The organism is Mojavia sp., from assembly GCF_059505145.1.
On record NZ_JCACKA010000048.1, the window covers coordinates 125,949 to 147,394 of the forward strand.

The 21,446-nt window shown below is 41.4% G+C and carries 19 protein-coding genes, 1 tRNA gene and 3 pseudogenes; 12 read left to right on the forward strand and 11 right to left on the reverse strand.

The features are described 5' to 3' along the window. Nucleotides 1-30 precede the first annotated feature (30 nt). The 3 genes from acnB to AC5JL8_RS10225 form a co-directional block, all read right to left on the reverse strand. Nucleotides 31-2,691 carry a bifunctional aconitate hydratase 2/2-methylisocitrate dehydratase gene (acnB, locus tag AC5JL8_RS10215; RefSeq protein WP_495879668.1) on the reverse strand — a complete coding sequence of 887 codons (2,661 nt, stop codon included), beginning with the start codon at nucleotides 2,689-2,691 and terminating at the stop codon, nucleotides 31-33. Nucleotides 2,692-3,199: 508 nt separating this feature from the next. Then, on the reverse strand, nucleotides 3,200-3,595 hold the full coding sequence (locus AC5JL8_RS10220; RefSeq protein ID WP_495879669.1) for a hypothetical protein: 396 nt from the start codon (nucleotides 3,593-3,595) through the stop codon (nucleotides 3,200-3,202). 609 nt (nucleotides 3,596-4,204) lie between these two features. Further along, nucleotides 4,205-4,666 (reverse strand): hypothetical protein, encoded by a 462-nt coding sequence (locus AC5JL8_RS10225; protein WP_495879670.1) that lies wholly within the window; start codon nucleotides 4,664-4,666, stop codon nucleotides 4,205-4,207. Nucleotides 4,667-4,876: 210 nt separating this feature from the next. Between AC5JL8_RS10225 and AC5JL8_RS10230 the strand changes: the two genes are divergently transcribed. From AC5JL8_RS10230 to AC5JL8_RS10270, 9 genes and pseudogenes are all read left to right on the forward strand, one after another. Further along, nucleotides 4,877-5,170 carry a DUF433 domain-containing protein gene (locus AC5JL8_RS10230; protein WP_495879671.1) on the forward strand — a complete coding sequence of 98 codons (294 nt, stop codon included), beginning with the start codon at nucleotides 4,877-4,879 and terminating at the stop codon, nucleotides 5,168-5,170. Nucleotides 5,171-5,191: 21 nt separating this feature from the next. Beyond that, nucleotides 5,192-5,530, forward strand: a pseudogene (locus tag AC5JL8_RS10235) (type II toxin-antitoxin system RelE/ParE family toxin). Continuing rightward, complete coding sequence (locus AC5JL8_RS10240; RefSeq protein WP_495879693.1) at nucleotides 5,523-5,816, forward strand: helix-turn-helix domain-containing transcriptional regulator; 294 nt, start codon at nucleotides 5,523-5,525, stop codon at nucleotides 5,814-5,816. Before AC5JL8_RS10235 ends, AC5JL8_RS10240 begins: the two are co-directional and overlap by 8 nt. 76 nt (nucleotides 5,817-5,892) lie before the next feature. Continuing rightward, nucleotides 5,893-6,602 (forward strand): annotated as a pseudogene (locus AC5JL8_RS10245) (Uma2 family endonuclease). A gap of 135 nt (nucleotides 6,603-6,737) precedes the next feature. Continuing rightward, entirely contained in the window at nucleotides 6,738-7,055 is a 318-nt protein-coding gene (locus AC5JL8_RS10250) for a 2Fe-2S iron-sulfur cluster-binding protein (protein WP_495879672.1), read from the forward strand. Nucleotides 7,056-7,177: 122 nt separating this feature from the next. Then, nucleotides 7,178-7,363: a DUF8621 family protein gene (locus tag AC5JL8_RS10255; protein WP_495879673.1), complete on the forward strand. Its 186-nt coding sequence runs from the start codon at nucleotides 7,178-7,180 to the stop codon at nucleotides 7,361-7,363. 127 nt (nucleotides 7,364-7,490) lie between these two features. Further along, nucleotides 7,491-8,552 (forward strand): DUF3326 domain-containing protein, encoded by a 1,062-nt coding sequence (locus AC5JL8_RS10260; RefSeq protein ID WP_495879674.1) that lies wholly within the window; start codon nucleotides 7,491-7,493, stop codon nucleotides 8,550-8,552. A 41-nt stretch (nucleotides 8,553-8,593) separates the two neighbouring features. Further along, nucleotides 8,594-9,175 (forward strand): CPBP family intramembrane glutamic endopeptidase, encoded by a 582-nt coding sequence (locus AC5JL8_RS10265; protein WP_495879675.1) that lies wholly within the window; start codon nucleotides 8,594-8,596, stop codon nucleotides 9,173-9,175. Nucleotides 9,176-9,422: 247 nt separating this feature from the next. Beyond that, nucleotides 9,423-9,731 (forward strand): annotated as a pseudogene (locus tag AC5JL8_RS10270) (CHAT domain-containing protein); the annotation flags it as partial. An 11-nt stretch (nucleotides 9,732-9,742) separates the two neighbouring features. Here the strand turns inward: AC5JL8_RS10270 and AC5JL8_RS10275 are convergent. The 6 genes from AC5JL8_RS10275 to AC5JL8_RS10300 form a co-directional block, all read right to left on the reverse strand. Continuing rightward, on the reverse strand, nucleotides 9,743-9,898 hold the full coding sequence (locus AC5JL8_RS10275; RefSeq protein ID WP_495879676.1) for a hypothetical protein: 156 nt from the start codon (nucleotides 9,896-9,898) through the stop codon (nucleotides 9,743-9,745). 12 nt (nucleotides 9,899-9,910) lie between these two features. Then, nucleotides 9,911-11,110 carry an acyl-CoA dehydrogenase family protein gene (locus AC5JL8_RS10280; RefSeq protein ID WP_495879677.1) on the reverse strand — a complete coding sequence of 400 codons (1,200 nt, stop codon included), beginning with the start codon at nucleotides 11,108-11,110 and terminating at the stop codon, nucleotides 9,911-9,913. A gap of 30 nt (nucleotides 11,111-11,140) precedes the next feature. After that, a complete protein-coding gene (locus AC5JL8_RS10285) occupies nucleotides 11,141-12,565 on the reverse strand; it encodes a sensor histidine kinase (protein ID WP_495879678.1) in 1,425 nt (474 codons plus the stop codon). Beyond that, complete coding sequence (locus AC5JL8_RS10290) at nucleotides 12,562-12,939, reverse strand: response regulator transcription factor (RefSeq protein ID WP_495879679.1); 378 nt, start codon at nucleotides 12,937-12,939, stop codon at nucleotides 12,562-12,564. Before AC5JL8_RS10290 ends, AC5JL8_RS10285 begins: the two co-directional genes overlap by 4 nt. A 409-nt stretch (nucleotides 12,940-13,348) precedes the next feature. Next, entirely contained in the window at nucleotides 13,349-15,004 is a 1,656-nt protein-coding gene (locus AC5JL8_RS10295) for a sodium:solute symporter family protein (protein ID WP_495879680.1), read from the reverse strand. 9 nt (nucleotides 15,005-15,013) lie between these two features. Further along, nucleotides 15,014-15,268 carry a DUF4212 domain-containing protein gene (locus tag AC5JL8_RS10300; protein WP_495879681.1) on the reverse strand — a complete coding sequence of 85 codons (255 nt, stop codon included), beginning with the start codon at nucleotides 15,266-15,268 and terminating at the stop codon, nucleotides 15,014-15,016. A gap of 329 nt (nucleotides 15,269-15,597) precedes the next feature. Between AC5JL8_RS10300 and AC5JL8_RS10305 the strand changes: the two genes are divergently transcribed. After that, entirely contained in the window at nucleotides 15,598-17,214 is a 1,617-nt protein-coding gene (locus AC5JL8_RS10305) for a PAS domain-containing sensor histidine kinase (RefSeq protein WP_495879682.1), read from the forward strand. 230 nt (nucleotides 17,215-17,444) lie between these two features. Here AC5JL8_RS10305 and AC5JL8_RS10310 read toward each other — a convergent pair whose 3' ends face one another. Further along, complete coding sequence (locus AC5JL8_RS10310) at nucleotides 17,445-18,560, reverse strand: ABC transporter permease (protein ID WP_495879683.1); 1,116 nt, start codon at nucleotides 18,558-18,560, stop codon at nucleotides 17,445-17,447. A 240-nt stretch (nucleotides 18,561-18,800) separates the two neighbouring features. Continuing rightward, nucleotides 18,801-19,673 carry an Npun_R2479 family HD domain-containing metalloprotein gene (locus AC5JL8_RS10315; RefSeq protein ID WP_495879684.1) on the reverse strand — a complete coding sequence of 291 codons (873 nt, stop codon included), beginning with the start codon at nucleotides 19,671-19,673 and terminating at the stop codon, nucleotides 18,801-18,803. 982 nt (nucleotides 19,674-20,655) lie between these two features. Here AC5JL8_RS10315 and AC5JL8_RS10320 point away from each other — a divergent pair. Together AC5JL8_RS10320 and AC5JL8_RS10325 are read left to right on the forward strand one after the other, a co-directional pair. Beyond that, nucleotides 20,656-20,727 (forward strand) — tRNA-Gly (locus AC5JL8_RS10320). After that, entirely contained in the window at nucleotides 20,703-21,098 is a 396-nt protein-coding gene (locus tag AC5JL8_RS10325; protein WP_495879685.1) for a hypothetical protein, read from the forward strand. The genes AC5JL8_RS10320 and AC5JL8_RS10325 overlap by 25 nt, the downstream gene beginning before the upstream one ends. Nucleotides 21,099-21,446 lie beyond the last annotated feature (348 nt).

A 21,446-nucleotide genomic window follows, 5' to 3' on the forward strand; every position in this document is an offset into this window, starting at 1 on the left:
TCAGGTGGGCATTGCCCACCCTACTATTACCTACCTTGCTGCTGTAGGCATACCCAAAATATCCTCAATCCTGGGCATTTGTTCTAATGGAATTACTCGCCCTTCATCTTCAAAACCGATGATTTGATCGAAGTTCAAATACCGATACAAATTATCAGCAAAAGGATGAATTTTATTCGCCACAATATCCAGGTATTCCTGCACTGTGGGAATGCGTCCTAGCAAGGCACAAACTGCGGCTAATTCTGCGGAACCGAGATAAACTCGCGCACCTTTACCCATGCGGTTATTAAAGTTGCGGGTAGAGGTAGAAAATACAGTTGTGCCATCAGCAACTCGCGCTTGGTTACCCATGCACAAACTGCATCCTGGCATTTCTGTTCTCGCACCAGCAGCGCCAAAAACGCTATATACACCTTCTTCTTTAAGTTGGTATTCGTCCATGCGGGTGGGGGGTGCTATCCACAGGCGTGTTTTGACTTCACCTGCGCCTTCCAAAACTTTTGCTGTTGCGCGATAATGACCAATATTTGTCATACAAGAACCAACAAATACTTCTTGCACGGGATCATTAGCAACTTCCGATAATAATTTGACATTATCGGGGTCATTGGGAGCAGCAACAATTGGTTCTTTGATTTCGTTCAAATCAATTTCAATTATTTCGGCATACTCTGCATCTGCATCAGCTTCAAGTAATACGGGATTGGCTAACCATTCTTCCATTTTGGCGATGCGGCGGAGGATAGTACGCTCATCGTGATAGCCCCTGGCTATCATATTCTTTAATAGCGTAATGTTGGAACGCAGATATTCAGCAATTGTTTCTGTACTCAGTTTAATTGTGCAACCTGCACAGGAACGTTCTGCTGATGCATCTGTGAGTTCAAAGGCTTGTTCAACTTTTAAATCTGGCAAGCCTTCCATTTCTAAAATCCGCCCAGAGAAGATGTTTTTCTTGTTCTCTTTTTCTACTGTTAGCAATCCTTTTTGAATTGCGACGTAGGGAATAGCGTTAACAACATCTCTGAGGGTAATACCTGGTTGCAATTCTCCTTTGAATCTTACCAAAACTGACTCTGGCATATCTAAAGGCATGACACCTAAAGCTGCGGCAAAGGCTACTAACCCGGAACCTGCGGGGAAGGAAATACCTAATGGGAAGCGGGTGTGAGAGTCGCCGCCAGTTCCGACGGTGTCGGGTAGTAGCATCCGGTTTAGCCAAGAGTGGATGATACCATCACCAGGACGTAGGGCAACACCACCACGTTGGGCAAAAAAGTCTGGTAAGTCGTGATGGGTTTTGATATCAACTGGTTTGGGATAAGCAGCTGTGTGACAGAAACTCTGCATCACCAAATCAGCGCTGAAACCAAGACAGGCGAGTTCTTTTAACTCGTCGCGGGTCATGGGGCCTGTGGTATCTTGAGAACCAACGGTAGTCATGATCGGTTCGCAGGACGTACCTGGACGCACACCGGGTAAACCGCAAGCTTTCCCTACCATTTTCTGTGCCAAGGTGTAGCCTTTACCTGTATCACTGGGTGGCTGGGGACGGATAAATAAGGTGCTAGGTTCTAAACCGAGTGCTTGGCGGGTTTTGTCGGTGAGGGTACGCCCGATAAGTAGAGGGATGCGTCCACCTGCACGGACTTCATCAAAAATGGTGTCGGGTTTGAGAGTGACAGTAGAAATAACTTCGCCTGCTTCGTTGGTGATTTCGCCTTTGTAGGGATGTATGGTAATCACCATACCTGTTTCTAGTTGGGTGACATCACACTGAATAGGCAAAGCACCGGCATCTTCAGCAGTGTTAAAGAAGATAGGCGCGATCGCACCACCTAAAATATATCCCCCAGCTCGCTTGTTGGGTACAAAGGGAATATCATTTCCCATGTGCCACAATACGGAGTTAATAGCAGATTTACGAGAAGAACCTGTACCAACTACATCCCCAACGTAGGCGACAGGATGCCCTTTTTTCTTTAATTCAGCAATAGTTGCTAAACTTCCCGGTTGGCGTGTCTCTAGCATTGCTAAGGCGTGTAAGGGAATATCCGGGCGAGTGGTAGCACTTTGTGCGGGAGATAAGTCATCAGTGTTAGTTTCACCAGGAACTTTAAACACTGTGACAGTGATAAATTCTGGCAGTTTTGGGCGAACAGTGAACCACTCAGCTTCAGCCCAAGAGTCAATCACCCGCTTGGCGAAAGGATTGGTTTTAGACAACTCTAAAACATCGTGGTAAGCGTCATACACCAAGAGGATTTTACTTAAGGCGTTGGCGGCGTATGCAGCGATGGGTTCCTTTCCTTGTGCGCCCATCACTAGAGGTGTTTCAGATGAGTCTGAGACGGATACAGTGGGAAATTGCAACAAATCGATTAAAGATTGCACATTGTAACCACCTATCATCGTCCCTAACAATTGCACCGCTTCTATGCGCGAAATCAAAGGGCTAACGACTTCCTTTTTAGCGATCGCAGTCAGAAACCCGGCTTTAACGTAAGCTGCGGCATCAACACCAGGGGGAACGCGATCGCGCAATAAATGCAATAATGTATCTTCTTCCCCTGGTGGCGGATTTTTTAGCAATTCACATAATTCTGATGTTTGCTTTGCATCCAATGGTAGGGGAGGAATACCGAGTTGGGCGCGTTCTACAACATGCTGACGGTATTGTTCTAACATTTTTGTGTTCTCCATTGGGATGTTCTCCCCTTAATTATGAAATATTTTTAGGACAGACTTGGCTATAAAAGTTTACCTTATTTTATAGCTGAAAACCTTACTGGTAATCGGTTATTAGTAATCTTTCATTATACTAAAATTATAGTTTAATTACTTATTCAAACTGAGATATTTTAATTCCGGCAATTGCTATTATTAAAAGATAATTGTTGTTTCCGATGAAACTAATTAGTTAAAGTTTAATATATTAACTATCAAAAATTAGGAACACAGCACCAGTCAGATAAAATTATATACAAAAAGATTGTGGATGCCGTGCCCTACCCATCTGTTGCTGATAACGTAAAAGGTAGGGTTACTCAAGTTTTAAGGGTTTACTTTACTCGCTTAAACTCTCGCGCAACGGTACTAGTACAGCACGGCGTAAATAAACCACCCATTCCAAATCAACAAAACTCTTACGCTATATTCCTTTTGACTTTTGACTTTTGACTTCCGCCTTGCGGTACTAGGCGGTTATTGCATTTTCATCTGATGTTTTATCTGTGTTAGATTTCAAGCGTGTCAATCTGCTTTTACGGATACGTTCGCTGTCTCGAACGCCACCTGCAAGTTCATATTCATTGCTGTTTTTGCCGTACTTGAAACCAACCCCCACCAGCATTTTGTCTGAAACCTGACTTAAGGTTTTTTCCATCTCATCCAGCTTTTTTCTAGAAGAGTCAATCATAGCTATAGCAGCGTTATAATCATCAAGCATATTGTGAAACTTATCTATTAATTGAGTTAGGTTTTGTAAGTTGCAAGTATCATCAAAATTGATATTTGGATCAATAGCTTTTAGTCCAGCAACTCTAAACTCAGCTTTTTCTAGAATCCGGGAACTACGTTTTCTTCGAGGCATAATTTGGCACTTTTAAGAGATTTACAGAGCTATTTTGTCTCAATTAACCTGGATTCTGGTTCAGCAAAAAGCGCATTTTTTTAGTAAGAATTTTTATTTATGCCCGTGATTTCTCGGAATTTAATTATCAAAGGTTGATTTTTAGCCAAGCATTGCTCATTGGTGTCCAAATAAGCAAAAGTAGCTTAACTGTTAGTTGACTCACCCGCCTGGAACTGAAGTTCCTTGTGGGACATGGTTTTTACGTTAAGTTGACATTAATGAGCATAGCTGTGCCTCTACAAATGGTTTGTATTCCATGTTGTTTTAACTTTAAGCCTTAATGTTGTAACCTTAAGGCTTTATGTTCTAGCTCTAAGGCTTAATGTTGTAACCTTAAGGCTTTATGTTCTAGCTCTAAGGCTTAATGTTCTAGCTCTAAGGCTTAATGTTGTAACTTTAAGAGTCAACCTTATAACATTGATGACTAAAGTTTGTTGGTGAGTGCATTATAGCAAGCGTGGTATTTTAACGATTTTTTTCATGTCTCGCCCAAAACGCAATTTACAACCTGGCTTTTGCTATCACATCACGACTCGCTGCAATAACCGCGAATTTCGCCTAACGCGCTTAGACGAAGTCTTTCTGTATGCCATCAAGAAGGCACAGGAAAAATATCAATTTAAGCTTTATGCCTTGTGCATTATCCCCCACAGGTCGCCTTGCTTCCCACGCTTGCAACAAGGGATGCCATTTAGCCAAAAACGGCCTTAACCCATTATTCAACACTGTGATCGCAATTCCCCCTACAGAATCACGAGAAGCACCCACATCCGGCCCGGCGGCTTTGAGAACTTCGCGGGTTGTACCAAATAAACTATAAAGAGAGTTCATAGCTTCCCGTACTAAACCCTGGTCAACTTCCAAAGGTTGTACAGCAATGCGCGTCACCAATTCCACATAAAGCGACCAAGCCGCCTTCTTTTGTATGGTGTCAACTTTCCAAGACATGGAACCAATGCCAAAAGGCAGACTTAGAGATACAGTCTCTAAGGAAACGCGATGCCTACGGCGGGCTATGCCTACACGCATAATGATAATTAAGCAAATTTAAGTAATTTCTTTGTGATTATTATAGAACTCTGGTGAAATTCCCCAACACAAGCAAAATCACAGCAGTCTCAGGATGTTACTTTTAAAATGCGATCGCACACCGAATTGATCAATCGAGAGTGCGATCGCATCACCTCTAATTAGGACTGTGGTACATTAACATCAAATACTGCCAAAAGTTTCATCAGTATGACAATTTCAACAAACTCTCGTTATGTCACTCGACAGCCGGGAATTTTATCGGGTGAACCGATTATTCAAGGAACTAGAACGCCTGTGAGAGCAATTGTTGAAAATTGGCGTTTAGGTATTAGACCAGAAGAAATACCGTTACATTTACCTCATTTAACTTTAGCGCAAGTCTTTGATGCTTTGAGTTTTTACTTAGATAATCAAGCAGAAATAAATGAATATATCGAACGCAATCATGTCCCTGATGAATTAGTTCATCCAGCTATTAAAGCTAGATTAAATCAACAATGACAATTTTCGCTCAAGTTTATTATGGAAGTTCAACCAAAGGAGATCAGGAATTATTTAAGGACTGATGGCACAGATATTTTTTCTGAGTGGTTTGACTCTCTGCGGGATAGAAAAGCAAAAGCTAAAATCAGAGCAAGACTTGACCGAGTATAAGAGGGTAATTTAGGTGATTGTAAATCAGTTGTTAATGGGGTTTTTGAACTTAGAATAGATTATGCTTCTGGCTATCGCATATACTTTGGTCAAGAAGGTTCAACAATTATTATTCTTTTGTGTAGTGGTGATAAAAGCACTCAAGATAAAGATATTGATAAAGCTAAAGAATATTGGCAAGACTACAGGAGTAGAGATGATGCCTAGAAGTACAAGCTATCACGAAAAACTGATACAAGACCTTCAAAATCCCCTAGAAGCAGCAGCTTATATTGAAGTAGTTTTAGAAGAAGGCGACCCAAAAATGTTAAGTAAAGCACTGAAAAATGTCATAGAAGCACAGGGGGGAATTAATCAATTTTCTGAACAAGTCCAGCAACTTTACCATCAAATTGAGCAAATGCTTTTAGAGAAAGAGGATATTAAATTTTATAATTTAAATTCTTTGTTGGATGCTTTGGGATTACATTTAGCAGTAACAGTCAAGTCTTAACAGCCTATTTGTCAGTTATTCTCATTACTTGCCAATTGCGAATTGTTCCAATCATACCCCTAGCCTTCATCAAGTCATGTCAGTCGCCCAAGAATTAGAACCAACAGCAGATATAATATTTCCACCAGGAGATATCGAAAGTGACGAACCACCATTGGAAAGCGATTTACATCTACGCCAGATTATTCTGTTATTACAATGTTTAGAATTGTGGTGGCAAAACCGCAATGACTTTTATGCTGCTGGGAATCTGACAATTTACTACAGCCAACGTCAACTCAAATCAGAAGAGTTTCGCGGGCCAGATTTTTTTGTCGTGCTAGGATGCGAAAAAAACCGCGCAAAAGTTGGGTAATCTGGCAAGAAGACGGTAAATATCCCAATATCATTGTCGAGTTACTTTCATCTTCCATAAAAGCCACAGATAAAGGCTTAAAAAAACAAATTTACCAAGATATATTTCGCACACCAGAATATTTTTGGTTCGACCCGGATAATTTAGAATTTGTCGGGTTTCATTTAGTAGATGGAAATTACCAACCCATAGAACCAAATCCTCAAGGTTGGTTATGGAGTCAGCAGTTAGATTTATATTTGGGTGTGCAGAACAATCAATTACGCTATTTTACGGCACAAGGGGAGTTAGTACCGACACCGGAAGAATCAGCAGCACAAGAAAAGCAGCGTGCGGATGAAGAAAAACAGCGTGCGGATGAAGAAAAGCAACGTGCGGAACGCCTAGCCGCCAAGTTGCGCGAATTAAATATTGACCCCGATATTCTATAAAATTATTGATTATATTAAGCGATCGCGCCAACCCCGTTGGGTAAGTCAAAAGTCAAAAGTTTATTTAATATCTGCAATATTGTTAACGAATTCAGATAGAATAATAAATTTGTCTGTTACATCCGATTTTAGTATATGTCCAAGACTTACACCGTTGAAATTAAACACCAAGGTAAAATTCATACTTTGCAAGTTCCTGAAAATGAAACCATTTTATCTGTGGCTGATGCTGCTGGTTTAGAGTTACCTAGTTCTTGTCATGCAGGTGTTTGCACTACCTGTGCTGGTCAAATTACTGAGGGAACTGTAGACCAAACTGATGGTATGGGGGTTAGCCTAGAACTGCAAAAACAAGGTTATGCTTTACTGTGTGTTGCATATCCCCGTTCTGACGTAAAAGTGGAAACGGAAAAGGAAGAAATAGTTTATCAATTGCAATTTGGTAAAGACTAATTAAAAAATGAAGAATAAAGGCTAAAGGATGAAAATTTGATAGAAATTTCTATTTTAATACTTCATCCTTTAAGCTGATATCAGCTATTCTAGAAGGCACGAATCAAAAGGATAGGGCCAGAATGACTACCCATTTTATTACCGCAGAAATTGACCTCCAAGAAACTTCCACAGAGTTAGAGCAAGTAATTTCAGCAGAATTGCAAAAACAGGGTGAACCTTTACGTTGGGCAATTACCTCTGTAGATACAGAACAGCAAAAAGCTACTGTGGAAGCTGTTGTCACCAAAGTTAGTGCTGAGTCCTGAGTTATGAGTTCTGAGAGTTGGAAGTACTAGAGGAATCAAACAACTGTCTGGTAACTTAAGAATCGAAACTTCATAGTTCAAGAATTAATTTGAAACTCTTCTTCCTTCTTCTCACTCAGCACTTGAAATGAATCGTCCATATACTGCTATTTTAATTGTACCTACTGGCGTTGGAGCAGCAATTGGGGGTTATGCCGGAGATGCCTTACCAGTAGCAAAAGTTATAGCACAGGTTTGCGATCGCCTGATTACTCACCCCAACGTCCTTAACGGTGCAAGTTTATACTGGAACATCCCTAATGCCTTCTACGTTGAAGGTTATGGACTTGACAAATTTGCTGCTGGATGCTGGGGATTACGTCCTGTATATAGTAACAAAGTAGGTTTGCTACTTGATCGGGGTATAGAGCCAGAATTGCGGCTACGACACTTGCAAGCAGCAGATGCAGCAAGAGCAACTCTAGGCTTAACTCTGACAGATTATGTAATTACAGATACGCCATTAAATATAGAATTACGAACATCGCCATCGGGAGCGAGTTGGGGGACAATTGGTAACCCGGATAGTTTGTTAAGGGCGGCTGAGGTATTAATTAAGCAAGCTGGGGCTGAGGCGATCGCAGTTGTAGCCAGATTCCCCGATGATATGGATGAGGAAGCAGTGCAAAACTACCGCCACGGTAAAGGCGTTGATCCCTTAGCGGGTGCAGAAGCCGTCATTAGCCATTTGGTAGTACGCACTTTTCAAATACCTTGCGCCCATTCACCGGCTTTAGCAAGCGCACCCCCATATCCCGATTTATCTCCCCGTTCTGCCGCGGAAGAATTAGGCTATACTTTTTTACCAAGTGTGCTTGTCGGCTTAAGTCGCGCCCCACAATTTATTATAGAGAAAGGATCACTTACATCTTTACAAGGGGATATTTGGGTAGATCAAGTTGATGCTGCGATCGTACCTGCAACCGCTTGTGGTGGCAGCGCCATACTGAGCTTAAATCAGAGACGATGCCAAATCATCACTGTTGAGGAAAACACAACTCAAATTCAAGTTCCTGCCCAACCGTTACGGATCAAACCCATACAAGTAAATTCATATTTAGAAGCAGTCGGAGTATTGGTAGCACACAAAGCTGGCATCAATCCATCTGCACTCCGCCCTACATTAACTTCTTTACAGTCAATAGTCTAGAGTCAATATTTACCCCCATCTCTCCATCACCGAAAATAGCCGTGGTTGAACAACAAAAACAAGAGCCAGAAATTCCATACCTGTCACGCATCCAAGTGCTGGGGGCGATGGGAGCAACTGCTATCATTTTGTGGATAGTTGCCAAGCTGTGGTTGCGTTTTGGTGACTTTTCCATATTTTCTTGGCGCTGGTACGAAAGAGATTTGCTTTTTGGGGTGGGGTTGGGTTTAATCATCACCTTTTTGAGTGGCTTAACTTATCGCTTTTACCCTCCGTATCGCAAAAGTGCAGATTATTACCTGGAATTAGTACTTAAACCTTTAGCTTTGCCAGACATAATTTGGCTAGGGTTGCTACCAGGATTGAGTGAAGAATTATTATTTCGAGGTGTAATGCTTCCAGCCTTGGGATCAGATCATGTAGCTGTCATAGTATCAAGTTTGTGTTTTGGTGTCTTGCATCTAAGTGGTTCTCAACAATGGCCTTACGTGATTTGGGCAACTATCGTTGGGCTAATTCTAGGGTATAGCGCGTTGTTCACTGGCAACTTGTTAGTGCCGATTATTGCTCATATTATTACCAATTTGATTTCTAGCTATTTGTGGAAGTTGCGGCGTGGATGAAGGGGACTGAGGATTAGGAATTAGGGATTGGATGACAATCGAAAAATTAATTATTGTTGCTCAAAATCTTTCTTCTCCTCTGCGCCTGTGTGGTTGAATAACTAAAATCTTTTCTAGAAATCAGATGAGACTGCGATCGCAGCCCATATTGTTAAAAATTATCAAAATAATGCATCGCGCTTGCATCATTTGAGGAAGGCTGAGAAATTTGAAAAATACCGTCGTGATTTGCAAAATCCTAGCAGTATTTGGCTATCAAATACAACGAACAGGGGCCAGAGCCGCGATCGCCAGCTTATGGTCTGTTGATGATGGGGGGACGCAACATTTAATGGATGCTTTCTATAGCGCACTCCAAAAGCCTAACACCACCAAAGCCGAAGCCCTACAAGCAGCGCAAATAGCATTAATTACTGGAAATTACGAAGCTTTGAACCAAAAGCGGGGCATAGTATTAGACCCAATCCTCCAGAATAACCAACTAACAACAGCTAGCAATAACCTCAACCACCCCTACTATTGGGCCCCTTTCATTCTCATCGGTAATGGGTTGTGATCAATTTATACCTATGTCAATTGTGATCGCCGTTGTCCTGCTAGTGCGTTGAACACATCACCGCGGGCGTATGGGGTGATGCCACCATAACCAGCATCGAGCATAGCGCATTGGGAATTACCGCCAACATTGAGGTCAGACCAACCGCCAGGCGTTAAATCGATCACAATATAAAATCTCTAACTTGCTGTCAATACCGATTTGCCTAAAGACAGGCAGATAACATCATTTTGCGGTGTATGAATACGACTGCATAAAACATCCCGGTAGTGTCTTTCTAAAGGATTCTTTCTTAACAAACCAGGATTACCAGTAAGTTCTAAGCCAATCTCTACAGCGCGAATAGCGTTAGTTGTAGTTAGGTATTTAACAGTTTGTGCCTGTAATCCTACGGTAGGCTCGTACTCACCCCGATCAATGTCTTGCGCTAAACCATAAATCAGTCTCCGGCTAGCGAAAAGTAATGCTTCCATTTCACCTACAGCAGTTTGGAAGCGTGGTAAAGTCGCCAATGGCGCTCCGAGATTAGATGGTGTACGCTCATTGAGATATTTTATTAGCCAGTTTCGCGCACTGGTGGCAACTCCCAAGTACAAAGCACTTAGTGTCAAACTACCCCATGTAGCAGTCAGTGGGTCAACAGATGGTGCAGCAGATACAGGGCGAATATCGAGGGCATACTCTAGAGGAATTAATACATTTTCTAATATCAGGTCGTGGCTACCTGTAGCTCGCATTCCCAAGTGATCCCAAGTTTCAACAATTTGCAAACCAGGAAGGTCGTGGGGGACAAGAAAATTCCCAACTTGGGGTTCATCCTCTGTTGTCTGTGCCCAAACAATGAAGTAGCGTAGGATAGGGCTGCCTGTGGTGTACTGTTTATGACCTGTTAGCCGCCAACCATCATCTGTGCGATCGGCAATTGTGGCTGGTAATCCACCTCTAGCTGGTGTGCCTAACTCTGGTTCGACACGGGCAGCATTGATGAGAGCAATGCCTTCGACTGATTCACGGCACAGCCGCTTGTAAATGTCTGGATGCCATCGACGGTTGCGAGCAGCATGAGCATGTTGAAGATAGTGCATCGTCAATACTAAGGCAGTTGAGGCATCACCACGGGCTACCGCTTCTATTACTTGGCAAATAGTCGCTAGACCTAAACCCTCACCGCCCAATTCTTGCGGAATGGTGAGGCTTAACAGTCCCGCCTCGTGCAGAGCCGCAAAGTTCTCAAAGGGAAAAGAACCTTCCCGGTCGTGTGCAGCTGCACGAGTTGCAAAGTCCTTGGCAAGATTCTCAATTCGTTCAAAAAGATTCTGGAGACTTTCACAGCCTTTGTTTACCAAGGTTGCTGGTACTACCTCGTTCAACTTTGACATAGATGCTCCGATACTTTTTTTGCTGATATATTACTGTGCTGTTAACGGCAAGCAAATTGTAAAAGTTGCTCCATGACCTAAAATGCTACTAGCTGTGATGCTACCATGATGAGCTTCTACAATACGTTTAGCTAGCGCTAACCCTAGACCGCTACCACTACCTTTACGGGAGGGGTCTGTAGTATAAAATTGTTCAAAAATCCGCGGTAAATCGCTCTCGCTGATACCTGAGCCTTGATCTTGTATTTTCACAACTGCTTGTTTTCCGTCTTTGTACCCAGAAATTAAGACCTGAGAATTAGGTAATGAGTGCTTAATAGCGTTATCTAGCACATTTAGAAAAACCTGTAATAGCCGATCCGGATCGCCCTGTAGTGATAAGTCAGCTACATTGATTTTTACAGATATGCCAACACTTTGCATTCTAGGTTCTATCGCATTAACAGCACGTCCGACCAAATCGCACAATGAGAAAGTTTGCTGTTTTAGTTGGGTAATTCCTGCTTCTAAACGTCCTAGATCCAGCAAATCATGGATTAGTTGTGACAAGCGTGTAATTTCGTTTTCGATTGTTTGGCAGAAGCGAGCAAATAATTCTGGTTCTTCATAGGCTCCACTTTTGAGTGCTTCTACAGTTACCTGAACGTTGCTAATTGGCGTGCGGAGTTCATGAGAAACATTTGCCAAAAAAGCACGACGTTCTTGATCGAGTGAAGCCAGCCTTGTACTCATCCGGTTTAGCTCCCCCGCTAATTGATCTAACTCATTGTTTTGGTGAATAACAAGCTTGTCACCAAAATGACCTCTACCTAAATGAATTGCAAAGTTTCGCATTGTTTCAATCGGTTTGGAGAGACTGCGAGCAAGGCGAGCGCTAATCAGCGCGCATAGCACAATCACCAGCACTAGTGTTCCCAAAACACTCCAAATCACTCTGGCAAACTGACGCTGATACTGTTCCAAAGTGATGGACATTCTTAGGACACCTAGCATTTGACCGTTACGCGAAATTGCTTTAACAATGTAGAGGCGGTCTTCGTTTGATAAAACTCCTTTGGCGAATCCTTGTGCTGTATGCTTTTCCAGTCCTTCACGAATTCCAGCAACTTGATACCAGTCTTTAACCTGTTGGTCTAATTTGGGATCGGAAGTGGCCAGTAGACGAGCTTGTTGATCAAAAACACGAAGTGTCACTGATTGCGCTGAACCATACCGCTTCACTAGCAATTCTACCCGTTTAAGATCCTGTTCTTCTAAAGCATCGGCTACACTCTCGCTCAAAGCTGTCGTCCAGCTCTCCAAATCAGCTTGTCGTGTCCGGATGAAGTAGGTATGAAATGACCAAAGAATGTAGCCAGCCATGAGGGAAGTTCCCAAGGCGGTCAGCAATACGTAAGTAGCTAACAACCTGGCATATATAGAGTTGTAATTTATCCGAGGTAACCAGCCGATCATTTAGATTGCTCCCTAGAACGACTATGCAAAACTGCTTTTATGCTTGCTAGTAGTTCAGAGGTTTTGAATGGCTTAGTGATGTAATCATCCGCTCCTGCTTCTAATCCCCAAGCTTTATCAACATCTTGGTCTTTTGCGGTGAGCATGATGATAGGAACATCAGAAAATGCTCTAATTCGCCAACAAACTTCCATACCGCCAACCTCTGGTAGCATCAGATCGAGCACAATTATATCGGGTACTTGCTTGTGAAACTGTTTGATAGCACTATGCCCATCGGCAGCTGTTGTTACTGTATAGCCTTCTTTGTGTAGTGTGTAGGTAAGGCTTTCGCGGAGGGGTGCTTCATCATCCACGAGTAAAATGTGAGGCATCTTATATTTATTAATTTATCGTTCAAATCCCAATTTTAACCCACATTCTGCACTGAAATCAAAGCAGTAGGTGGTATTCGTAATAGGATGCTTCCAAAGAAGAGAGTACGCAAATAGTGCAAAATTAGTACCAATTCGTAATTAAAAGCCAGATTAAATCTGGCTTTTAAAATTTAATGTGTAGCTTTATTTTGGGAAATTTGTATAATACGCCTGCATTACGAACAAAGAGCCAGCAATGATAAAAAAATTTCACTTGAAGTATATCTTAATTTAAAAAATGACTATTAGACCCTGAATAGTTCAAAAGTTATGTTGAACAAAAATAGATAATAAGAAATAAAAATCTAGAGACATTTGGCAAGAAAGCCTCTAGATAAAGCTTGAGATTAAGTTATATGAATACAAACTATTCAGCAATCGTAGGAGAACGTAGATCTTCTACTAGTAGTTGAATTTCTGCTGGAGGGGGTGGGGTGAGGCGGGAAACCGCCAGAGTAACTACAAAGTTGATCAGCATACCCAAAGTGCCAATTCCTTCAGGAGAAACTCCAAAAAACCAAGGTTGCATACCTCCGAATTTGACACCAATAATATAGATGATGGTAAAAATTAAACCTGTTAACATCCCAGCGATCGCCCCTTGGGAATTGGTGCGCTTGTCAAAAATACCCAAGAAAATTACTGGAAAGAAGCTAGCAGCAGCTAAACCAAAGGCAAAAGCGACTACTTCACTTACAAATCCCGGTGGATTTACCCCGAAGTATCCGGCCAAGACAAGGGATAAGCCTACCATGACACGGCCAACAAACACTCGTTTTTGCTCTGAGGCACTGGAATCAACTATGCGGTAGTAAATATCGTGAGCAACAGAACTAGAAATTACCAGTAATAAACCAGATGCCGTAGACAAGGCTGCTGCCAACCCACCAGCTGCTACCAGGGCAATCACCCAAGGAGCTAGTTTAGCTATCTCTGGAGTAGAAAGCACAATAATATCTCGGTCAATCTTAATTTCGTTGGTGTCTTTATTCGGAGTTAGCTGGAGTCGCCCATCTTTATTTTTGTCCTCAAAGGCTAGCAGTCCAGTTTTTTCCCACTTGGCTGCCCAGTCTAGTTGCTGCACTTCTGCAATTGTATGATTGTGCAAAGAATCGATCAGGTTATAGCGGGCAAACATCGATAGAGCTGGAGCTGTGGTGTAGAGTATGGCAATAAATAAGAGTGCCCAGCCAGCAGAGAAACGAGCCGCACGTACACTAGGTACTGTGTAAAACCGGACGATAATATGGGGTAAACCAGCAGTCCCTACCATCAAGGCAATGGTGGTAAACAGTACATCCAGCATCGACTTGTTCACAAATGGCTGAGTATACTCTTGAAATCCAAGGTCAACTTGGATTTTATTGAGTTTGTCGGCTACATCACTGAAGGTAAATGCTAATTGGGGAAAGGGATTGCCAGTGAGCAACCAAGCGATCGCAATAGCTGGAATCAGGTAAGCAAAAATCAACACACAGTACTGCGCCACTTGCGTCCAGGTGATGCCTTTCATGCCTCCCAACACAGAAAAGAAGCCGACGATCACCATACCGATGATCACACCTGTATTGATGTCTACTTGTAAGAAGCGGCTAAAGACAATGCCCACACCGCGCATTTGCCCAGCAACGTAAGTGAGGGAAACGAAAATAGCTGCAACTACTGCCACCAAGCGAGCTACGTTGGAGTAATAGCGATCGCCTACGAAATCCGGCACTGTATACTTACCGAATTTCCGCAGGTAGGGAGCTAAAAGCAATGCCAACAGTACATAGCCTCCCGTCCAACCCATCAGATAAATTGAACCGTCATAGCCCAAAAAAGAAATCAACCCTGCCATGGAAATAAAAGAGGCGGCAGACATCCAGTCAGCAGCAGTAGCAGCTCCATTAGCTATTGAAGGTATTCCCTGACCAGCTACAAAGAAGTCTTTACTATTTTCAACTTTTGATTTCCAACCAATGTAAATATAAATCAGGAAGGAAAGTCCAACCAACAAAATAGTCCAAATTTCAACCGACACCTTTGATCCTCACTTCCTAATATTATGTTTGCGGTCTAACTTGTCCATTTGAAAAGCATAAATGAAAATTAATGCCACAAAAATCAAGATTGATCCTTGTTGCGCCATCCAAAAGCCAAAAGGAACCCCAAAAAATCGTATTGAGTTCAATGGTTGAACTAGCAAAATACTGAAAACAAGAGAAACAAGTGCCCAGACAATTAAAAGATTACGAATTAAAGCTGTATTAGCACGCCAATAAGATCTGCGCTGTTTTTCGTCCATTACCGTTGATTATAGGTGAATCAAAAAGTTGATTATAGGTGGATCAAAAAATAATATCAATAAGTCAGTATCCTCGTTTCAATTAGGTATATTCTTTTTAAGCTTTTCGTAAATCCTTAAATAAAAATGATTAGATGAATTTCAAATTTTATTAATATTTCTTGTATAAATAATTACTTTTGCGAAATTATTAATCAAGCAAATTATTCATAATAATTAAATAAAATTAGATTTTGTTATAAGTATTAACACGTACAAAAGTACCAAATCGATATGGACAATCCAGTAATTATTACATTGAAAGTAACAGATATGCGTAGTTACGCTGAATGCAGAATTTTGGCAACAAGATTACTGTGTTTAATCTGGAAGACTTTTTTTACCTTTCATCTGACCTATTCTGTATCATCGGGCAAGATGGTTGTTACCAGAAAGTAAATTCTGCATGGGAACAAGTTTTAGAATGGAAACCAGAAAACTTAATTGGGCATTCATGGTTGGAGTTAGTACATCCAGAGGATATTGCAATCACGCAGTTATCATCTGAACAACAGCTGCATTTAGAAAACCGTTATCTTCATAAAGATGGTAGTTATCGGTGGCTATCTTGGAGTTTATCAACCTCCCCGCAGGGACTCATTTATGCAGTAGGCAAAGACATCAGCCAGCAGCAGCAAAAAATTGAAGCACTTCGTACCGAAAGGACTAGCTTATATAATCTGCTAGATCAGTTACCAGCTTTTCTTTATCTCCAGCCTCAGAATTATGGAGTGGGGTTTTATAACCAACGCTTCCAGGAAATATTTGGAGATCCTACAGGTAAACGCTGTCACGAGGCGATCGCCGGATTAAAACAACCCTGTCCATCCTGTCCCACCTTCCGTGTTTTTGATACCAAAGCGCCTCAACTATGGGAATGGATAGATAGTAAATCAGACCGAGTATATCAAATTTATGATTATCCTTTCCAGGATATGAATGGTGAACCCTTGGTTGTGGAAATGGGTCTAGATATTACTGCTGTCAAAAAGGCAGAAGCAGCTTTGCGACAACGAGAGATTGAATTAACTCAAAAAAACCAACAACTTCAACAGACCCTTGATCAATTAACAAATACGCAAGCACAACTAATTCAAACTGAGAAGATGTCTTCTCTAGGACAGCTAGTAGCAGGTGTGGCTCACGAAATTAACAATCCTGTGAACTTCATCAACGGCAATATAATTCATGCTAAAGAATACATACAACAATTGCTAGAACTCTTGGAACTTTATCAAAAGCAATATCCCCAACCAACAGCAGCAATTGAAGAAGTAATAGAAAGTATCGATTTAGAGTTTCTCGTTGAGGACTTAAAGAAATTACTAGATTCCATGAAAATGGGAAGCGATCGCATCCGCAATATTGTGCTATCGTTACGCAATTTCTCTCGATTGGATGAAGCGGAAATGAAAGCAGTGGACATCCACAGTGGCATTGATAGTACACTAATGATTTTACAAAATCGCTTCACAAGCAAATCTGAACCTTCCCAAATTAAATTGTCGAAAGAGTATGGTCAACTACCTTTAATAGAATGCTATGTTGGTCAACTTAACCAAGTGTTTATGAACATTATCACCAATGCATTAGATGCTCTAGAAGAGTCGATGGTGAACGGCAAAATGGCTGAAAATCCGCAAATTACCATTCGCACGGAGTTACTCAATTCAGATTGGGTTGCTATTGAGATTGCTGATAATGGGCCGGGAATATCTGAAAAAGTGAAGCAGCGTTTATTCGACCCTTTCTTTACTACTAAACCAATTGGCAAGGGAACAGGATTAGGAATGTCAATTAGCTATCAGATTATTGCAGAAAAACATCAAGGAAAGTTGCAATGCATTTCATCATCGGGAAAAGGAGCAAAATTTATCATTGAAATTCCAATTCAACAAATCCATTAAACCTCTTGCAAAAGTCATTATTTGCGTGCTTTTCTTTGCGTCTTTGCAACGGCAGTCGCTCATGGGGGGGAACCCCCTACGTACCCGTCGCTGCCTCGCCTTTGCGCGAGACAAAAAAATATTTATGCAAGAGGTATATTGAATTATTAATTCGTAATTAAAGATAGGTGATAAACCCCAACTTAATTACGAATTTTTAATAGTGTATGGGCAAGCGTTTGTAGTTGGGCCTACCGTCGTAAACTCCGGGGATCAAGAGCATCTCTTAACCCATCCCCCAGTAAGTTAAAAGCCAACACAGTGAGGATAATCAGCACCGCTGGTGGCCAGATGAGCCAAGGTTGCAGTACCAAAATAGAAGCATTGCTTGCTAGAGAAAGCATATTACCCCAAGATGGGTCTGGTTGTTGAATTCCTAAGCCAATGAGACTCAGTACAGCTTCAGCGCTAATAAAGCTAGGAACCGCTAGGGTTGCAGAGATAATTACGTAGGTAGCTGTTTGTGGCAAAACGTGACGGAGAATAATATATAGTGGTTTACCACCCATTGCTCGTGCCGCTTGGACAAATTCTCGCTCCTTAATCGATAGCACTTGTCCTCGAATTACTCGTGCTAAACCTGCCCAGCTAATTACCGAAGTAATCACCACAATTAACAAAAAACGCTCAGTACTGCTTAACCCAGCTGGTAATACCGCTCCCAAGGTAACCAAAAGATAAATACTAGGAAAAGTCATGAGTACTTCTGCTACGCGCATGATGACGCTATCAGTCACACCACCAAAATAACCAGAAATCCCACCAATAAGTAAACCAAGGGGATAAGTGATGATGATGCCAAAAATACCGATAAACATACTAATGCGACCTCCATGCACCAAACGGCTGAATTGGTCGCGGCCTTGATCGTCAGTACCCAAGAGGTTGAATTTTGCCTCTCCAGTTGTGCCAAACAAATGCCAATTTAACGGTATACCGGGAAAAATGGTCACTTCATCCCACTGGGGTGGTAGTGGTAAACTCAGCTGCAAAAATCGGTACTCTGGGCCAGAGACAAATAAACGCAAAGGAGAGGGCTTTTTGAAATTTACTATGAGTTGGCGATCGCCTGTTTCTAAGTTTGTATCTCCCTGAGTCGTCGGATAAACATGAGGGCCAATGAACTGTCCTGAAGGAGAATTCCAGTAAACTTGAGTTGGTGGCAACAGCGAACCGTTTGGTTGTGAAGCATAAGGATCGTAAGGGGCAACGAAATCAGCAGCAATTACCGCTAAATAGAAAATTAATAGCAAAATCGCCCCAAATCGCGCCAAAGGATTCTTTTGAAGTCGTTGCCACCAATCCATAGTTCTGATGATTCGTCAAGGGTCAATAGTTATAGTCAAGGGTTGAGAGCCAATAGTCAACCCTTTAAAGAAATTTAAAATTCGTTTTGAAAAATTTGTTAGGTCGGGCTAACTTAACCTCATTTGCTACCAGTCATCAGGACGCAGTAACTTAACTTTTCGCAGAATTCAAAATTTTAGATTAAGAATTCTGAGTTAAAAACAATTAATTTGATTTATTTTATTTTAAATATATACTTACTAAGCACGTACTTGCTCTGCAAAATACCGCAGTTCTTCTTGTTTTTCATGTTCTACAACAAATACATTCGAGTAAAGATTAGCCAGAATTTGTTTTCCCTGCTGTGTCAGTGACAGATAACGCAGTGCATCTTTAACATACGGATACACACCATTCCAGTAAAATTTGGCGTAGTTCTTACGTAAATCGGCAGGGGTTTGATAGCCCAAAACTTTATTCATACCGGTTTCTTCAAACTCATAGAATAAAGAAGTAATTTTTTTCAAGTAACGCGGATCGCTTAATTGCCCAATTAAATCAGCAGCACGCACTAACCCAGCAAAATCATTTGTTTCTTGATGATCTTCAGCTGCAGGCACAGGAAACCGAGTCAATTCAATATTAGTTTTAATTACTTCAGCATCGATTAGTTTGTGTCCACCAAAACGTTCATCAATAAAAAGTTTTGCTCGATCAACATGATAGGGTATGAGACTGGCATCAGAAGCACCCACAGGCAGAGAAATCATTCTATCATTTTTACCTGTGGCATATAAGCCTTCCGCCTCTTTGTCTTGCCGACAAACTCCTTTAACATAGCCAATATCATGACAAACTAAGGAGATAATAAAATGCAACCAGTCATCACTAGAAACACCACCCTCTCGGATTTGTTTACCCCGTAAAATATCCTGTCCTACGAGGGTGACTAAAACAGTGTGTTCGACATTATGATATAGGGCGTCACTATTAGCAATATTTTCTAAGGCCATACTGCCAGCCCAAGCTATGATATCTTGATAATCATTCTTTAAGCCTCCATAGGTGCGGCGATAGCCTTCTCGAATTTGATTGACAAAAGCATCAATTAGAATTTCAGTAGCATTAAACATATTCGATTCTCATTTAGATCGTAATTAATTGATTGGTTATTGGAAAAATTGCCAAATCAGTGTCGTCTTTGCTTAAATTTACGACAATACAGATTTTGCCTTGGTAGCTCAGTTATATATTTCGTCGCTAGCCATCTTTATAGTTTTCCCACAGACTAGACTAACCTTTCATAAATATTCAAAAAAATTATGAAATGCATGGGGCAAATAATCACTTTGAATAGCAAGATACATTGCCATAAATTAGTTACATTAGTATGGATACGCCTTAGCCTCATGAGTGTTTCATATCTGTTCTTTAGTAGCGGTGTTTAGATACAAACATGGTTGTGACTTAAATAAGGCGATTATACTCAAGAATAATGTGGGATTAATATTTTCATAATTTAGCTGTAAATAGTCGAACAGGTGGTAGCCATTGAAGAAATTAATAAGGCTTTTCTTACTGAAGCCGTAAATCTTAGTTACTCCTGATCCGCAACAGGTAGCAGATTTGGGGATAACATTTCTGGCGTTTGCCATATACTGCCTCCTTAACCACCATCTGTAACCATGAAGCGAATTTAGCTAAATATAATCTCCTGATCGCCACATTCCGATTCGCGTGCAAATCAACCAGCAAGTGCGACATCTTATATCAAGTCCGGCTAATTAGTTATAATTGCCGAATTTATGCAGATGAGCAACAAAAACCCTTCTCCTCTGCTCGACGGCAGTTGCTCCTGGGGGAAACCCCCACAACGGAGTGGCTCCCCTGCGTACCCGTCACTGCCTCCTCTGCTGCCTTAATGATAAGTCTTTAACCGGACGTAATATTATTCCATCCCTTGTCAACTATCACAGTTGCCCTTTTATCTAGTAGCGCAATTCTGCCTACAGCCGAGCATGAAGTTATCAACACTGGCTGGCATCGGAACGCAAAAAATCTGCTTCTTAAATTCTGGCTTAGTAAACAGTGGTATAATAGTTACTGGTGGCTACTGCGGGTGTAGTTCAGTGGTAGAACGCTACCTTCCCAAGGTCGATGTCGTGGGTTCGAATCCCATCACCCGCTTTATGGTAAGGTTGTCAAAAATTTGCGATGCTCATCCCACGAAAAGAGACCTCAAACAAATTCACGTCCATGCTGCTATTTTAATGACAGCTTTAATGACAGCCCCCAACTTTCATGTTGATGCTCATGGAAGTTCTGATGGAGATGATATCACTTACCTCAATCAAAAATGCCTGACTTATTTCAAAGGCAAAGGTAATATTCCTAGCCATCGTTTGCAGAATATTCATTTCTTTCATATTGTAGACGAGCTTGACTATACTACCAAGCACCTGAGTGTTACCGTGACCCCACCAAGGCAGTATCGCTTCAGACTTGTTCTCGGTGAGGTTGGTCTTTTACGAATTATTAACGGGACAAACGGCTTTTGAGAATATTTTCCAAGTTTTTGACTGCGATGTATTTTCCTAGAGAAGCTATCCTTCTATCTATAACCAAACCTGCTGGTAGATCGGATGAATGGTTGCAGAAATTTTGTGCTTTTGCTCCTGAAGATTGATGTGCTTACTTTTTGAATAGCATCCAGCGGCTTAATTCACAATAAAGCGTAGGATATTCTTCAAGGAATTTTTATTTTTGATTAAAAGAGTAAAAAGTTTACCTGCTATGATACTTACCCAGTCTGATTTTTAGCTTCTTTCTTACCCAATCTGGTTGCTGTGCAAAAAAAAGATGTCATACCCCTTGACGAACCCAAAATAAGTTGTTATCTTAAATAA

Bases quoted from the DNA above. Each gene is read 5' to 3' on its own strand.
- acnB (WP_495879668.1), bottom strand. From the start codon at position 2,691: ATGTTAGAACAATACCGTCAGCATGTTGTAGAACGCGCCCAACTCGGT.
- AC5JL8_RS10280 (WP_495879677.1), bottom strand. From the start codon at position 11,110: ATGTCAAAGTTGAACGAGGTAGTACCAGCAACCTTGGTAAACAAAGGC.
- AC5JL8_RS10290 (WP_495879679.1), bottom strand. From the start codon at position 12,939: ATGCCTCACATTTTACTCGTGGATGATGAAGCACCCCTCCGCGAAAGC.
- AC5JL8_RS10225 (WP_495879670.1), bottom strand. From the start codon at position 4,666: ATGCGTGTAGGCATAGCCCGCCGTAGGCATCGCGTTTCCTTAGAGACT.
- AC5JL8_RS10310 (WP_495879683.1), bottom strand. From the start codon at position 18,560: ATGGATTGGTGGCAACGACTTCAAAAGAATCCTTTGGCGCGATTTGGG.
- AC5JL8_RS10305 (WP_495879682.1), top strand. From the start codon at position 15,598: ATGCAGAATTTTGGCAACAAGATTACTGTGTTTAATCTGGAAGACTTT.
- AC5JL8_RS10220 (WP_495879669.1), bottom strand. From the start codon at position 3,595: ATGCCTCGAAGAAAACGTAGTTCCCGGATTCTAGAAAAAGCTGAGTTT.
- AC5JL8_RS10260 (WP_495879674.1), top strand. From the start codon at position 7,491: ATGAATCGTCCATATACTGCTATTTTAATTGTACCTACTGGCGTTGGA.
- AC5JL8_RS10230 (WP_495879671.1), top strand. From the start codon at position 4,877: ATGACAATTTCAACAAACTCTCGTTATGTCACTCGACAGCCGGGAATT.
- AC5JL8_RS10240 (WP_495879693.1), top strand. From the start codon at position 5,523: ATGCCTAGAAGTACAAGCTATCACGAAAAACTGATACAAGACCTTCAA.
- AC5JL8_RS10315 (WP_495879684.1), bottom strand. From the start codon at position 19,673: ATGTTTAATGCTACTGAAATTCTAATTGATGCTTTTGTCAATCAAATT.
- AC5JL8_RS10285 (WP_495879678.1), bottom strand. From the start codon at position 12,565: ATGATCGGCTGGTTACCTCGGATAAATTACAACTCTATATATGCCAGG.
- AC5JL8_RS10300 (WP_495879681.1), bottom strand. From the start codon at position 15,268: ATGGACGAAAAACAGCGCAGATCTTATTGGCGTGCTAATACAGCTTTA.
- AC5JL8_RS10255 (WP_495879673.1), top strand. From the start codon at position 7,178: ATGACTACCCATTTTATTACCGCAGAAATTGACCTCCAAGAAACTTCC.
- AC5JL8_RS10250 (WP_495879672.1), top strand. From the start codon at position 6,738: ATGTCCAAGACTTACACCGTTGAAATTAAACACCAAGGTAAAATTCAT.